This window comes from Nonomuraea sp. NPDC050383 (assembly GCF_044459125.1).
Classification (GTDB): Bacteria; Actinomycetota; Actinomycetes; order Streptosporangiales; family Streptosporangiaceae; genus Nonomuraea.
Window position 1 is genome coordinate 87,365 of the sequence record NZ_JBITIP010000007.1, and the last position, 14,430, is coordinate 101,794.

The window sequence follows — 14,430 nt, forward strand, 5'->3', positions numbered from 1 at the left end:
CGCGCGCGTGGGGGCATTTCCGGCGTACTGCGGGAAGGGGTGATTGACGCACGCTTCCGGGTGCATGACACAGTGGTCCACCGCAAGAGGACGTCCCAGGGCGGGACGCGCGTCGCACAGGGGGAGACCGTGGTCAGTACGGCCGGCTCAGAGGTACGCCAGTGGCTGCTGAAGGGACTGCAGCGTGCCGACCCCCGCACCACCGGACCGCACCACGAGGAGGCGCCCGAGCACCAGCACACGTGGTGGCAGGTCATGTGCCTCACCGGCGTCGACTACTTCTCCACGCTCGGCTACCAGCCGGGCATCGCCGCCCTCGCCGCCGGCGCGCTCAGCCCGATCGCCACGCTGCTGCTGGTGGCGCTCACCCTGTTCGGGGCCCTGCCGACGTACCGGGCCGTCGCCGAGCAGAGCCCCCACGGGCTCGGCTCCCTGTCCATGCTCGAACGGCTGCTGCCCGGCTGGCGCGGCAAGCTGCTCGTGCTGTTCCTGCTCGGCTTCGTCGCCACGGCGTTCATCGTGACGATCACACTGTCGGCGGCCGACGCCACCGCGCACATCCTGCACAACCCGTTCGTGCCCGCGGCCCTGGCCGGCTGGCAGGTCCCCGTGACGCTGCTGCTGATCGCCGCGCTCGGCGGGGTGTTCCTCGCCGGGTTCAGCGAGGCCATCTCCATCGCCGTCGTCCTGGTGGCCGTCTACCTGCTGCTGAACATCGTCGTCGTGGCCACCGCCGTCCAGCACGTGCTCGCCGCCCCGGCCAAGGTCACCGACTGGCAGAACCTCCTGGCCACCGACTACGCCAGCCCCGTCGCCATGGTCGCCGTGTCGCTGTACGTGATGCCCAAGCTCGCCCTCGGCCTGTCCGGCTTCGAGACCGGTGTCGCCGTGATGCCGCTGGTCAGGGGTGACCTGGCGCAGCGGGTCAAGGGCGCGCGCAAGCTGCTGACCACCGCGGCGGTCATCATGAGCGTCTTCCTCATCACCTCCAGCTTCGCCACGACCGTGCTCATCCCGGCCGACGAGTTCGCCGAGGGCGGCTCGGCCAACGGGCGGGCGCTGGCGTACCTGGCGCACGAGTACCTGGGCGACTGGTTCGGCACCGCCTACGACCTCAGCACCATCGCCATCCTCTGGTTCGCCGGCGCCTCGGCCCTGGCGGGACTGCTCAACATCGTGCCGCGTTACCTGCCCCGGTACGGCATGGCCCCCGACTGGTCGCGCGCCGCCCGGCCCATGGTGCTGGTCTTCACCGCCATCTCGTTCGTCATCACGATCTTCTTCGGCGCCGACGTCGAGTCCCAGGGCGGCGCCTACGCCAGCGGCGTGCTCGCGCTCATCCTGTCGGCCGCCGTCGCCGTCACCCTCTCGGCCTGGACCGGCCGCCGGACCAAGGCCGCCGTGCCGTTCGGGGTCATCTCGCTGATCTTCGCGTACGCCCTCGTGGCGAACATCATCGAGCGGCCGGACGGCCTGGTCATCGCCCTGCTGTTCGTGCTGGGAATCGTGATCACCTCGCTCGTGTCGCGGGCCACCCGCTCCACGGAGCTGCGCGTCACCGAGATCACGCTGGACGACCTCGCCCGCCGGTACGTCAACGAGACCGGCGACCTGCGCCTCATCGCCAACGAGCCGCACGCCCGCGACTGCAAGGAGTACGTCGACAAGGCCCGCGAGGCCTGGGAGCTGCACCGGCTGCGGCCCTCCGAGGGCATCCTGTTCCTGGAGGTCACGGTGCCCGACGCCTCGGAGTTCGCCAGCGAGGTCAGGGTCGTGGGGGAGGAGCGGCACGGCTACCGCATCCTGCGCATGGAGAGCCCGACCGTGGCCAACGCCATCGCCGCCCTGCTGCTCTACCTGCGCGACCAGACGGGCAAGATGCCGCACGTGTACTTCCACTGGGCCGCCGAGGGCAACCCGATCGGCGCGCTGCTGCGCTACCTGGTGTTCGGCGGCGGCGACATCCCGCCGCTGACCCGCGAGGTGCTGCGGCAGGCCGAGCCCGACGCCGCCCGCCGCCCGGTCGTCCACGTGGGCTGACCCCTCCGCGGAGGACGGCTAACGGGTGGGCCGGAAAGGCGTGACAGGCTTCCTGACCGATCCCGGTCGCCCGTCAGTAACGACAGCCGCGCCAAGGTATGACATATTGATCACTGATGCGGTTGGTGACTTGAGTGCAATTTGAGGCGTTGCTAGGGTGACCGGTGCCAGACATGTGGATCGACCTCTTCTCACGCCTTGACAGGCATCCGCTGACCAAGGCTCCCCAAGGGCGGATTTGTGCGCGCGCGGCATGGCGAGGGCCTTGCCCGCGAAGGGATGTACAGGCGGTGCTCGATGGATTTCGGTCGTTCTGATCGGTGGCGGCTGCCCACCGCGATCAAGATTTTGATCGCGGGCGGCTTCGGCGCGGGCAAGACCACGATGGTGACCGCCGTGTCCGAGACCCGGCCGCTGCGCACCGAGGAGATCCTCACCCAGATCGGCCAGCACATCGACGACCTGGCCGGCATCGAGGGCAAGCCGACCACCACCGTCGCCTTCGACTTCGGCCGCATCACGATCAGCGGCGACTACATGCTGTACCTGTTCGGCACCCCCGGGCAGGAGCGGTTCTGGTTCGTCTGGGACGACCTCAACATGGGGGCGCTGGGGGCCGTCGTGCTCGCCGACACGCGGCGCCTGGCCGACTGCTTCCCCGCCATCGACTACTTCGAGCAGCGCGACACGCCGTTCGTCGTGGCGCTCAACTGCTTCGAAGGCGCGCGGACGTTCACGATCGGCGAGGTCCGCAAGGCCCTCAACCTGGAGCCGGACATCCCCGTCGTGCTGTGCGACGCGCGCCGCCGGGACTCCGGCCGCGAGGTGCTCATCACGCTCGTCGAGCACGCCATGCGCCGGGGCGCCACCCCGGTCGGGACCATGTCGTGACCTCGACGGGCTATTTTTGACCGATGGAGGAGATCGACCGCCGGATCGTCACGCTCCTGGCCGGCGACGGCCGGATGAGCTTCACCGACCTGGCCAGGGAGACCGGGCTCTCGGTCTCGGCCGTGCACCAGCGGGTGCGCCGCCTGGAGAAGCGCGGCGTGCTGCGCGGCTACACCGCCGTCATCGACCACGACGCCGTGGGCCTGCCGCTGACCGCGTTCGTGTCGATCAAGCCGATCGACCCCGCCGCCCCGGACGACGCGCCCGACCGGCTCGCGCATCTGAGCGCCATCGAGGCGTGCCACAGCGTGGCGGGCGACGAGAGCTACATCCTCAAGGTGCGGGTGGCCTCGCCGGTGGCGTTGGAGGACCTGCTCCAGCAGATCCGCGCCGCCGCCAACGTCTCCACCCGCACCACGGTCGTCCTCAGCACGCCGTACGAGCACCGGGCCCCGGAGATCGCCCCGGAGCCCGCCTCGGGGCCGGCGGACCACTCGCCGGCCTGAGGAGGGTCAGGGCCCGACCGGCGCCCGGTCCGCCGCGAACGGCAGGAAGGGCGCCCGCGCCGCCTTCGCCGAGTCGGCCCCGGCGGCCGGGCCGCACAGGGCCACGATGATGTGCTCGGCGAGCGCGTAGTCGATGGGGCTCGGCTCCAGCGTGCCGTCGTCGCCGATCCGCTGGTACTTCGTGCGGTTCACCCCGAACGAGACCAGGCGGGCGCCGTCCTCGCGGATCAGCGACTGGGCCGCCATGCCGAAGACGACCCCGTCGTGCCCCCAGAAGCGCCCGCACGGCAGGTCCAGGGTGTACAGGCCGAGCCCGTAGTCGACGCGCCCGCCGCCCGCCTGCACCGGCACGGTCGTCCGCATCTCCTCGAGCGCCCCGGCGCCGATCAGCTCGCCGCCCAGCAGCGCCCGGTAGAAGCGGTTGAGGTCGTCCATGGTCGACACCAGCGCCCCCGCGGTGCTCGCCCACGACATGTCGTACGTGCTGTAGTCGCGCGCCGGGTCGATCAGCCCGTACAGGGACTCGTACGCCTTGGAGGACGGCCCGGGGATCCGCGGCGTGGCCGGGAAGGAGGTGTCGCGCAGCCCGGCGCGGCGGATGACGTTCCGGGTGATGTACCGCTCGGCGTCGACGCCGGTCACCTTCTCCAGCAGCAGGCCGGCGATGACGTAGTTGGTGTTGGAGTACGAGCCCGGCAGGGCCCCCGGCTCGCCGGTCGGCCGGGCGGCCAGGCCGAGACCGGCGAGCTCCTGGGGCGTGAACCGGCGGAACCGGTTGTCGTCGAGGCTGGCGGGCGAGCCCTGCGCCAGCGAGGGGAACGCGCCGACGATGTAGTCGCCGATGTGGCTGGTGTGGTTGAGCAGCATCCGCACGGTGATCTTCGCGCCTCGCTCGCCCGGGATGAGGCCCGGCAGGTAGCGGTCCACCGGCGCGTCCAGCTCGACGGCGCCCCGCTCGACCTGCTGGAGGATCGCCACCGAGGTGAACGACTTGGTGATGCTGCCCACCCGGTGGCGCATGCCGGCGAGCGCGGGGCGGCGGGTGACCACGTCGGCGACGCCGGAGGCGCCCCGCCACGTCCGGCCCCCGTCGACCGCCTCGGAGTAGACGCCGTACATGCCGGCCTCATGGACGGCGTCGAGGGTCCGCCGCAACTCCGCCCGGTCGAGGCCCGCGGGCGCGTCGGAAGAGGTGGTCGCCGAGGCGGGGGCGGGGGCCGTCAGCGCGGCCGTGGCGAGCAGCGCGCCCACGACCGCGGACAGGGCCGCCCGCCCGGCGCGGCGCGCCCCCGCGGCGCCGCGGACCCGCCGGAGGGAGCCGGCCCGCCGAGAAGATCGAAGGGGGGATGAGGGAGATGTCATGCCACCATCATGATCGTCCGGGCCCGGCCGGGGCAGTCCGCTGTGTCATCGGTTCCGCATGACACGGGTCATGCCGGGCCGATGACACCCGCCAGGCGCTCAGAGGCACCCCGGGGCTCGTAGTGGGCGCGCAGGCGGGACTGGGCTGCCTGCGGCGCGCCGAGGCGCTCCAGGCCGTTCAGGGCCGCGCCCACGATCGGCGGCACCCCGGAGACGACGGCCTTGGCGTGCGGCGTCCTCGCCGCGAACCCCTCGTCGAGCAGCGCCGTCAGCAGCGGGTCGCGCGCCCGCAGCACCCCGCCGCCCAGCACCACCTCCGCCGGCGTCTGCAGCATGCCGAGACGGCGCAGGCACACCTCCGCCATCACCACCACCTCCTCGGCCTGCCGCTCCACCAGCGCCGTGGCCACGGCGTCGCCCGCCGAGGCGGCGGCGAGCACCCCGGGGGCCAGCTCGTGCAGCCGGGCCGCGTCCACCCGGCCGAAGTGGATCTCCAGCACCAGCTCCCCGACCGTGCGCGCGCCGAACCCGTCCCGGACCACCTCCACCAGCGCCGTCGCCGGGCCGCGCCCGTCCTCCGCGCGGACGGCGTGCCACAGCGCCTCCTCGCCCAGGCCCAGCCCGCCGCCCCAGTCGCCGCTGATCCGGCCGAGCGCCGGGAAGCGCGCCACCTCGCCGGTGGGGGAGACGCCGACCGCGTTGATGCCGGCGCCGCACACCACCGCCACGCCCCACGGCGCCGACGTCCCGGCCCGCAGCAGCGCGAACGTGTCGTTGCCCACCACGACGTCCGGCCCGAACCCGCGGGCGGCGAGCTCGCGGGCCAGCGCCTCCTCCTCCACCGGCAGGTCCGCGCCCGCCAGGTAGGCCGCCACATGGTCGAACCTGCCGGACGCGGCGCCGGACCCACCTGGATCGGGCGGCAACTGCGCCATAGCCTGCCGGACGGCCCGTTCGATCTCGTCGACGGCCGCCGCCACCCCGGCGCTCTGCGGCACGAACGGTCCCGAGCGCGCCGTCGCCAGCACCTCGCCGTCCTCCGCCACCACCGCCACGTCGGTCTTGCTGTTGCCGCCGTCGACGGCCAGGAGGAGCCTGCGGCGTGTCACCGCCCCACCGTCCACGGCAGATGGGCGCGGTTGGCCTCCAGCAGCAGCCCGGTCAGCTCCCCGGCGATCGCGTCCTGCCCCACCAGCGGGTGGGCGAGCAGCGCGTCGCGCACCCGGTCCGCCCCGCCGCGCAGCGCCGCCTCCAGCGCCAGCGTCTCGTACGCCGACACGTGCGCGATCAGCCCCGCGTACAGCGGCTCCACGGGCCGCACCGGCAAGGGCGCCGCCCCGGCGGCGGTCACGGCCGCGGGCACCTCGATGACCGCCTCCTCGGGCAGGAACGGCAGCGTCCCGCCGTTGCGAACGTTGACGACCTGGGCGGGCCCGTCGTCCCGGCCGCCGAGGAGGGCGGCCAGCAGGTCCACGGCCGCCTCCGAGTAGAAGGCGCCGCCCCGCTGCGCCAGCTCCTCCGGCTTGGTCACCACCGACGGGTCGGCGTACAGCTCCAGCAGCCGCGCCTCCACGGCGGCGACCTCCGCCGCGCGTGGCGGAGCGGTCCGCTGCTCCGCCACGACCTCGTCGTGCGCGTAGTAGTAGCGCAGGTAGTACGACGGGACGGCGCCCAGCCGCCGGATCAGCTCCGGCCGCAGCCCCGCCCCACCGGCGATCTCCTCGGCGTGGCCCTCGATGAGCGAGGGCAGCACGTCGGCCCCGTCCAGGTGGACGCCGCGCAGCCAGGTGAGGTGATTGAGCCCGACATGGTCGAGCGTGATGCGCGACGGCGGCACGCCGAGCGTCGCGGCGGCGCGCCGCTGCAGGCCGATCGCCACGTTGCACAGGCCGATGGCCCGGTGCCCGGCGTCGAGCAGCGCCCGGGTGACGATGCCGACGGGGTTGGTGAAGTCGACGATCCACGCCCCCGGCGCGTGCTCGCGCACCTTCTCGGCGATCTCCAGGACGAGCGGGACCGTGCGCAGCGCCTTGGCCAGGCCGCCCGCGCCGGTCGTCTCCTGGCCGACGCAGCCGCAGCGCAGCGGCAGCGTCTCGTCCACCTCGCGGGCGGCCTGACCGCCCACCCGGAGCTGGAACAGCACGGCGCTCGCCCCCGCCACGCCCTCCTCCACCGAGGAGGTGGCGAGCACCCGCGCCGGATGCCCGGCGTGGGCCAGCATCCGCCGCGACACCCCCGACACCAGGTCCAGCCGCCTCTCATCGGGATCGATGAGCGCGATCTCGGTGATGGGCAGCACGTCGCGCAGCCGCGCGAACCCGTCGATCAGCTCCGGCGTGTACGTCGAGCCGCCCCCGACCACGGCGAGTTTCAACCCTTGACTCCTGTAAGCGTCACGCCCTCGATGAAGACCTTCTGGGCGAAGAAGAACACGATGATGATCGGCGCCGTCACCAGGAGGGTGGCGGCCATGGTGAGGTTCCACTGCACGCTGTGGAACGCCTTGAAGGTGGCCAGGCCCAGCGACAGGGTCCAGCCCTGCTGCTCGACGCCCGCGTACAGCAGGGGCCCGTAGTAGTCGTTCCAGCAGTAGAAGAACTGGAACAGCGCGACGGCGGCGACGGCCGGGCGGGCCATCGGCAGGATGACCCTGAGCAGCGTGCGCAGGTCGGAGCAGCCGTCGACCCTGGCCGCGTCGGTGTACTCGCGCGGAATCGTCACGAGGAACTGGCGCAGCAGGAAGATGGAGAACGCGTCGCCCAGCAGCATCGGCAGGATGAGCGGCCACAGGGTGTCCGTCAGCCCGAGCCGCGCCCACACCAGGTAGAGCGGCACCGCGACGACCTGCGGCGGCAGCATCATCGCGATGATCACCAGCAGGAACGCCGCCTGCCGTCCCCGGAAGCGGAAGCGGGCCAGCGCGTAGGCGACGGGCACGGACGACACGACCGTGAACAGTGTGCCCAGGCCGGCGTAGAGCAGCGTGTTGAGCGTCCAGCGCAGCAGCTGCGACTTGGCGAACACGGTCGCGAAGTTGTCCCAGTTCCACGACCGGGGCCACAGGTCGCTGGTCAGCGCCTGCTCGTCGGTCATGACGGCGGTCAACGCGAGGAAGACCACGGGCGCCAGGAACATCAGCGCGAGCACGATCGCCAGCGCGTGCTGGGCGATCCAGAGCAGCGCGCGCCTCCGGCGGGCCCCGTTCGCGGCCTTGCGCGAGCGGGGCGCGGCGGCGGGACGGGGCGGGGCGGTGACGGCGGCGCTCACGCGGCCCCCTCCGTCCGCCGGAACTGCCACAGCAGGATCAGCGTGAACACCATCGACGTGGCGAACAGGACCAGCGCCAGCACGCAGGCGTATCCCATCTGGTAGTCGCGGAAGCCGGCCTGGAACAGCCACTGCGGCAGCGTCAGCAGTGACTCGTCGGGATAGCCGGGCGTGAACGTGCTGCCCGGCGAGTCGGTGGCGCCCGACGCCACCCGGGAGGCGATCATCGCCTGCGCGAAGTACTGGACGGCGTAGATGACGCCCGTCACCACCGAGAACATGAGCACCGGCGCGATCGACGGCAGCGTCACGCTGCGGAACTGCCGCCACGGGCCGGCCCCGTCGATCGCGGCCGCCTCGTACAGGTGCCTGGGCACGTCCAGCAGCGCCGCCATGAAGATCACCGCGATCTGGCCGCACCCCCACACCGACAGCAGCGTGAGGCTCGGCTTCGCCCAGGCGGGGTCGCCGAACCAGTCGGGCCCGCTGATCCCGAACAGCGCGAGGAACTGGTTCCACGGCCCGGTCGAGGGGTTCATGAGGAACACGAACGTGATCGTCCCGGCGGCCACCGGCACCAGCGACGGCAGGTAGAAGATGGTGCGGAAGATCCCGATGCCGGCCTTGAGCCGGACCACGAGCTGCGCCAGCCCCAGCGAGAACAACGTCTGCACGGGCACCATCACGGCCACCAGCCACAGCGTGTTCCGCGCCGAGGTCAGCACCCGGGGGTCGCGCAGCAGGTAGCGGTAGTTGTCCAGCCCGGCCCACTCCAGCGTGAACAGGTCGTAGTGCTGGAAGGAGAAGTACACCGTCGCCAGCAGCGGGTACACGAAGAAGATCGACACGCCGGCCAGCCACGGCGACAGCCACACGAGCGCGCGCAGGCCCTCGCGCCGCCGCCAGGGGGCCGGCCCCGGCGAGGCGGCCGGAGAGGTCAGGGACGCCACGCTCAGCTCCCCGACAGCTTCAGCTTGTCGTCGATCTGCTTGTCCACGGCCTTCAGCCCGGCGTCCAGGTCGGGCACCGCGCCCTTCTCCCACCTGGTGAGGAACGTGGCGAACGCCTCCTGGTTGAAGACGCTGTTGACGGCGCTCGGCAGCGTCGAGGTCTTCGGGTGGGCGAAGATGTCGAGGAACGTCTGGAAGTTGGCGTCCTTGGTCAGCTTCGGCGACTCCATCGCGGCCTTGGTCGTCGGGACGTTGCGCAGCGCGTTGGACAGCGTCACCAGCGAGTCGGTGTCGGTCGTCAGGTACTTGACCAGCTCCCACGCCTGCTGCGGGTGCTGGGCGCCCTTCGGCACGCCGATCACGGTGCCCGCGGTGAAGCCGCCGCCGTACAGGTCGGGCCTGGCGTCGGCGACCGGCACCGGGGCGGTGCCGTAGTCCATGGCCTTGGCCTTGGGATCGCCCGCGATCATCGCGTTGCGCCACTCGCCGTCGACGACCATGGCCACCTTGCCGGCGTAGAAGGGGTGCTCGGCGCCCCACTCGTCGCCCAGGCCCTTGCGGAACTTCTCCAGCTTGTCGTAGCCGTACCAGTCGACGAGCTCCTTCTGCCAGCGCAGGAGCTCCTTCCACGCCGGGTCCGAGCCGATGGCCGAGGTGCCGTCGTCGTTGAGCCACCTGGCGCCGACCATCGGGCCCAGGTGGGCGGGGGTGTTCTCGTAGTACTGGAAGCTCGGGACGAAGCCGGCCACCTTGATGTCGCCGTTCGCGTCGCGCACCGTGAGCTTCTTGGTCAGCGCGGTCAGCTCCGACAGGGTCCTGGGCGGCGCGCTGCCCTTCATCAGGGCCTTGTTGTAGTAGAGGCCGTAGGCGTCGGCGAGCAGGGGCATCGTGCACCGCTTGCCGGCGAACCCGGTGTAGGCCCGCGCCACCTCGGGCAGCACGCTCAGGTCGATGCCGTCCTGCTCGATGACGGGCGTCAGGTCCTGGAACGATCCCGACCGGCACCATTGGGCGACGTTGTCGGTGGTGAACGAGGCCGCCACGTCGGGGGCCTTGCCGCCCCGGATGGCCTGGGTGATCTGGTCGTCCTGGACGTTCTTGACGGTCTTGACGGTGATCTGGGGGAACTTCTTGGTGAACCCGGCGATGGCGTCCTCGAACGCCTTGACCTCGGGGCCGGTGGAGAAGCCGTGCCACAGGGTGAGCGTGGCCGCGGGGAGGGCCTGCGAGGCCGATCCGGAGGGCCGGGGACGGGCGCCGAGCGACGGGGCCGCCTCCTTGCCCGCGGTGCAGGCGGTCAGCGCCAGGGCCGTGAGGCCGGCGACCACCAGGGGGGAGTAGCGCACGGGGGGTGCCTCCTGATCGTGAGGGGACGGTGGATGCGGCCGCCGCTATCGCGGTGAGCCGCCGGACGCGGTCACCGTGGAGCCGAAGACCTCGTCACGGGCCATGTCGAGGGCGAGGTCGAGGGCGCCGGCCAGGACCGGGTTGCCCTCGACGGACGACAGCCGCAGCCGCGGCCGGGGGATGGTGAGGGCGTGCAGCTCGTGCTCGACCAGCTCGCGCAGCGTCTCGCCGCCGGCCAGCACCATGCCGCCGGTGAGCACGATCAGCCCGGGGTCGATGACGGAGGTGATCGCGGCCAGGCCCACCGCGAGGCGGGCGGCGATGTCGCGCAGCCCCGCACGCGCGTCCTCGCCCCGCCGGACCGCCGCCTCCCCGGAGCCCCCGGTGCTCTCCGCGGCGATCTCCACGGCGCGCACCGCGTTGGCGACGGCCTGCCGGAAGTCGGCGCCGCGCACGCCGTACGAGCGCAGCAGCCGCAGCACGGCGGGGCCACCGGTGAGCGCCTGGTAGCCGTGGTTGGCGTAGCGCCCGGCCTCGCGGGCCGTCGGCGCGCCGGGGGCGGGCATGTAGCCGACCTCGCCCGCGCCGCCCGTGGCGCCCCGGTGCATCCGCCCGCCGAGCACCACGGCCGCGCCGATGCCCTCGTCGGCCCACAGCAGCACGAAGTCGGAGTGGCCCCGCGCGGCGCCGTGCGCCTGCTCGGCCAGGGCGGCGAGGTTGACGTTGTTCTCCACGGCGACGGGCACGCCGAGCCCCTGCGACAGCGCCGGCACCAGGCCGGGGATCTGCCAGCCCGGCATGTCCTTGGCCGTGGCGTACCCCAGGCCGCCCGTGGACGGGTCGAGGGCCGCCTGCACGCCGATCACGACCTGGCGCAGCCGGTCCGGCGGGCACGCGCCCTCCAGCGCGGCGTTGAGCCGCTCGACCAGCTCCCCGCCGGGGCGGCGCGGCGTGGGCAGCGTGTACTCGCCGACGACCTCACCGGTGATGTCGGCCACGCGGGCCTCGATACGGTCGGGCGTGACGTCCAGCGCGCCGACGTAGGCGGCCGCCGGGTTGATCCGGTAGAGCTCCGCCGTGCGGCCCGGCAGGCCCTCCCGTACGCCGTCCAGCACCACCAGGCCGGCCTCCTGGAGGCGGGCCAGGAGCTGGGAGGCGGTGGGCTTGGACAGCCCGGTCAGGGCGCCGATCTCGGGGCGGGTGAGCGGCCCGCGGTCCAGCAGGGCCAGCAGGGCGGCGCGGTCGTTGATCGCCCGCAGCAGGCTCGGGGTGCCGGGCACCGGTCCGCTCACATGTGCTCCTTCACGCGGAGTTAGGAAACTTTCCTAACTTGATGCGAACGTAAGGAGTCGGCGGGGCCGTGGTCAAGAGCCGAAACCAAGCCGTGACCGTACCGGAGGGAGGGGATGACGCGGAAGGATGGGAGTGCCTCAACAGGCATGCTAGTGTCGTCGTTTGTCGTAACAACAAGCAGAATGGCCCGGAGTGTCCCATTAACAACAATAATGGTCTGGCGACAAATCGTCAAACGGAGCTCGCCAGGGAGCAGGAGTACGTCGCCCGCCTCTACGAGCGGCTCGACACGCTGCGCGACCGCACCCAGCGCCAGCTGAAGGAGGTGCTGGCCACGGGTGCCGTGGGAACGATGCAGAACCGCTCCGAACGCGACACCTTCGCCGAGATGTACGCCTCCAGGCTGGCCCGGCTGTGGGCGGTCGAGCGGGGCCTGGTCTTCGGCCGCCTCGACCACGTCGAGGAGGGCCGCCTCTACATCGGCAAGCTCGGCATGGCCGACGACGAGCAGGAGCGGCTGCTCATCGACTGGCGCGCCCCCGTCGCCCAGCCGTTCTACCGCGCCACGCCGGCCGCGCCGATGGGCGTCACCCGTCGCCGGCACCTGCAGACCCGGGGCCGCGTCGTCGTCGGCGTCGACGACGACCTGCTCGACCTCGACGCGCTCAGCGACGACGACCGCGCCACGCTCAACGGCGAGGCCGCGCTGCTCGCCGCCCTCGACGAGCAGCGCACCGGCCGCATGCGCGACATCGTCGCCACCATCCAGGCCGAGCAGGACCGCGTCATCCGCTCCGACCTCAACGGCGTCCTGGTCGTGCAGGGCGGTCCCGGGACCGGCAAGACCGTCGTCGCCCTGCACCGCGCCGCCTACCTCCTCTACACCCACCGCGAGCGGCTGGAGCGCCGGGGCGTCCTCGTCCTCGGCCCCAACCCGACGTTCCTGCGCTACATCGAGCAGGTCCTGCCGTCCCTGGGCGAGAACGACGTGCTGCTGTCCACCGTCGGCGAGCTCTACCCCGGCCTGACCGCCACCGCCCGCGACCGGCCCGAGGTGGCCGCGCTCAAGGGCGACGCGCGGATGGCCGACGTCGTCGCGCGCGCCGTGCGCGACCGGCAGCGGGTGCCGCGCAAGCCGGTCGAGCTGGACCTCGGCCGCCACACCCTCACGATCGACCGGGCCATGCTGGAGGGGGCGCGCAACAAGGCCACCCGCACGCGCCGCCCCCACAACCAGGCCCGCGCAGTCTTCGTCCGCTCGCTGCTCAACGCCCTGGCCCGGCAGGCCGCCCGCAAGCTCGGCCGGGGCCTCATCGAGGAGGACGAGCTGGCCGACCTGCGTGAGGAGCTGCGCACCGAGCCCGCGGTCAAGTCCGCGCTCAACCGGCTCTGGCCGTACCTCACCCCGCAGCGCCTGCTGCTCGGCCTGTACGGCTCCCCGGAGCGGCTCGGGCACGCCGGCGCGTCGCTGACCCCCGCCGAGCGCGCGCTGCTGCGCCGCGACCCAGGCGCCCCCTGGACCGAGTCGGACGTGCCGCTGCTGGACGAGGCCGCCGAGCTGCTCGGCGAGATCGACGAGCAGGTGCTGCGCGCCACCGCGCTGCAGGCCGAGGAGGAGCTGGCCGCGGCCCGCCAGGCGGAGGAGCACGAGCGCGAGGCCGAGCTGGCCTACGCGCGCGAGGTGCTGGAGCTGACCGGCCTGTCCGACGTCATGGAGGCCGAACGGCTCGCCGAGCGGCAGCGCGGCCAGGGCCCGTACCTCACCACCGCCGAGCGCGCCGCCGCCGACCGCACCTGGGCCTACGGCCACGTCATCGTGGACGAGGCGCAGGAGCTGTCGCCGATGGCCTGGCGGGCCGTGATGCGGCGCGTCCCCACCCGCTCGATGACCATCGTCGGCGACGTGGCGCAGACCGGCTCCGCGGCCGGCGCCCGCGCCTGGGGCGAGATGCTCGACCCGTACGTGGCGGGGCGGTGGCGGCAGGAGCGGCTCACCGTCAACTACCGCACCCCGGTGGAGCTCATGGCGGTGGCCGCCCGCGTGCTCGCCGCCATCGACCCGTCGCTGGAGCCGCCCGCCTCGGTGCGGGAGACCGGGGCGCGGCCGTGGGCGGAGCCGCTGACGGCGCTGCCCGAGCTGGTCAAGGCGGAGGCCGGCGAGGGCGGCAAGGTCGCCGTCGTGGCGCCCGACGCGCTGCTCGACGAGCTCGGGGAGGCGGTCTCCCGGGTCGTGGACGGCACCGTGGTGGTGCCGCCCGGGTCCGGGCGCAGCGGGGGAGCGGCGGCCCTCGACGCCCCCGTGGCGGTCATGGGCGTCGCCGAGGCCAAGGGCCTGGAGTTCGACGCGGTGATCGTGGCCGAGCCCGGCCGCATCGCCTCCCAGTCGCCGCGCGGCCTCAACGACCTGTACGTCGCCCTGACCCGCGCCACGCGGCGGCTCGGCGTCGTCCACGGGGAGCCGCTGCCGGAGCCGCTGACGGGCCTCCCACCCAGGGGACATCTACCGACAAACGGTCTTTAGGGTCGTTGGGGCGGCAGGCCAAGCATGTCCTACCTGCGAAAACTTGATGTTCCCGCTGATCGGGACACGGTTGACATCTGAGGTGGAGTCGGTAGTTTGCTGCGCAGTCCAGCACGGGACTTGGCCGGTTGGCCGTCTCTGACATCGTCGGATCCTGCGTCCGTGACGGAGCGTGACTCCGTCCACACAGCCAGGTGCAGGGCCGTCGGTCCGTCGAGTCGGGGCACCCCAGCCGGGCGGGGGGTTGGACCCG

Annotated in this window: 11 protein-coding genes; 4 read left to right on the plus strand and 7 right to left on the minus strand. The window is 72.7% G+C overall.

What is annotated here, in order from left to right:
• The first annotated feature begins 60 nt into the window (after positions 1-60).
• From ACIBG4_RS19010 to ACIBG4_RS19020, 3 genes are all read left to right on the plus strand, one after another.
• Positions 61-2,040 (plus strand): amino acid transporter, encoded by a 1,980-nt coding sequence (locus ACIBG4_RS19010; protein WP_397202856.1) that lies wholly within the window; start codon positions 61-63, stop codon positions 2,038-2,040.
• Positions 2,041-2,337: 297 nt separating this feature from the next.
• The gene (locus ACIBG4_RS19015; RefSeq protein WP_310709088.1) at positions 2,338-2,931 is read left to right on the plus strand and encodes an ATP/GTP-binding protein; all 594 of its coding nucleotides are present in this window, start codon (positions 2,338-2,340) and stop codon (positions 2,929-2,931) included.
• Between the two features lie 23 nt (positions 2,932-2,954).
• A complete protein-coding gene (locus ACIBG4_RS19020) occupies positions 2,955-3,437 on the plus strand; it encodes an Lrp/AsnC family transcriptional regulator (RefSeq protein WP_397202857.1) in 483 nt (160 codons plus the stop codon).
• Between the two features lie 6 nt (positions 3,438-3,443).
• On the opposite strand, the gene ACIBG4_RS19025 is transcribed toward ACIBG4_RS19020, so the two are convergent.
• The 7 genes from ACIBG4_RS19025 to ACIBG4_RS19055 form a co-directional block, all read right to left on the minus strand.
• A complete protein-coding gene (locus ACIBG4_RS19025) occupies positions 3,444-4,799 on the minus strand; it encodes a serine hydrolase domain-containing protein (protein WP_397202858.1) in 1,356 nt (451 codons plus the stop codon).
• A 68-nt stretch (positions 4,800-4,867) separates the two neighbouring features.
• The gene (locus ACIBG4_RS19030; protein WP_397202859.1) at positions 4,868-5,908 is read right to left on the minus strand and encodes an N-acetylglucosamine kinase; all 1,041 of its coding nucleotides are present in this window, start codon (positions 5,906-5,908) and stop codon (positions 4,868-4,870) included.
• A complete protein-coding gene (locus ACIBG4_RS19035; RefSeq protein ID WP_397202860.1) occupies positions 5,905-7,173 on the minus strand; it encodes a 6-phospho-beta-glucosidase in 1,269 nt (422 codons plus the stop codon). The genes ACIBG4_RS19030 and ACIBG4_RS19035 overlap by 4 nt, the downstream gene beginning before the upstream one ends.
• Positions 7,170-8,066, minus strand: coding sequence for a carbohydrate ABC transporter permease (locus ACIBG4_RS19040; protein ID WP_397202862.1), 897 nt, complete (start codon positions 8,064-8,066; stop codon positions 7,170-7,172). Before ACIBG4_RS19040 ends, ACIBG4_RS19035 begins: the two co-directional genes overlap by 4 nt.
• Complete coding sequence (locus ACIBG4_RS19045) at positions 8,063-9,016, minus strand: sugar ABC transporter permease (protein WP_310709094.1); 954 nt, start codon at positions 9,014-9,016, stop codon at positions 8,063-8,065. The genes ACIBG4_RS19040 and ACIBG4_RS19045 overlap by 4 nt, the downstream gene beginning before the upstream one ends.
• Positions 9,017-9,018: 2 nt before the next feature.
• On the minus strand, positions 9,019-10,362 hold the full coding sequence (locus ACIBG4_RS19050; protein WP_397202863.1) for an ABC transporter substrate-binding protein: 1,344 nt from the start codon (positions 10,360-10,362) through the stop codon (positions 9,019-9,021).
• 45 nt (positions 10,363-10,407) lie between these two features.
• Positions 10,408-11,655, minus strand: coding sequence for an ROK family transcriptional regulator (locus ACIBG4_RS19055; RefSeq protein WP_397202864.1), 1,248 nt, complete (start codon positions 11,653-11,655; stop codon positions 10,408-10,410).
• Positions 11,656-12,008: 353 nt separating this feature from the next.
• Here ACIBG4_RS19055 and ACIBG4_RS19060 point away from each other — a divergent pair, with 353 nt between their 5' ends.
• Complete coding sequence (locus tag ACIBG4_RS19060) at positions 12,009-14,177, plus strand: HelD family protein (protein ID WP_397203135.1); 2,169 nt, start codon at positions 12,009-12,011, stop codon at positions 14,175-14,177.
• Positions 14,178-14,430 lie beyond the last annotated feature (253 nt).

What these genes read in the sequence shown, in the direction of transcription:
- ACIBG4_RS19015 (WP_310709088.1), top strand. Translation starts at nt 2,338, where the DNA reads ATGGATTTCGGTCGTTCTGATCGGTGGCGGCTGCCCACCGCGATCAAG.
- ACIBG4_RS19020 (WP_397202857.1), top strand. Translation starts at nt 2,955, where the DNA reads ATGGAGGAGATCGACCGCCGGATCGTCACGCTCCTGGCCGGCGACGGC.
- ACIBG4_RS19025 (WP_397202858.1), bottom strand. Translation starts at nt 4,799, where the DNA reads ATGACATCTCCCTCATCCCCCCTTCGATCTTCTCGGCGGGCCGGCTCC.
- ACIBG4_RS19060 (WP_397203135.1), top strand. Translation starts at nt 12,009, where the DNA reads ATGCAGAACCGCTCCGAACGCGACACCTTCGCCGAGATGTACGCCTCC.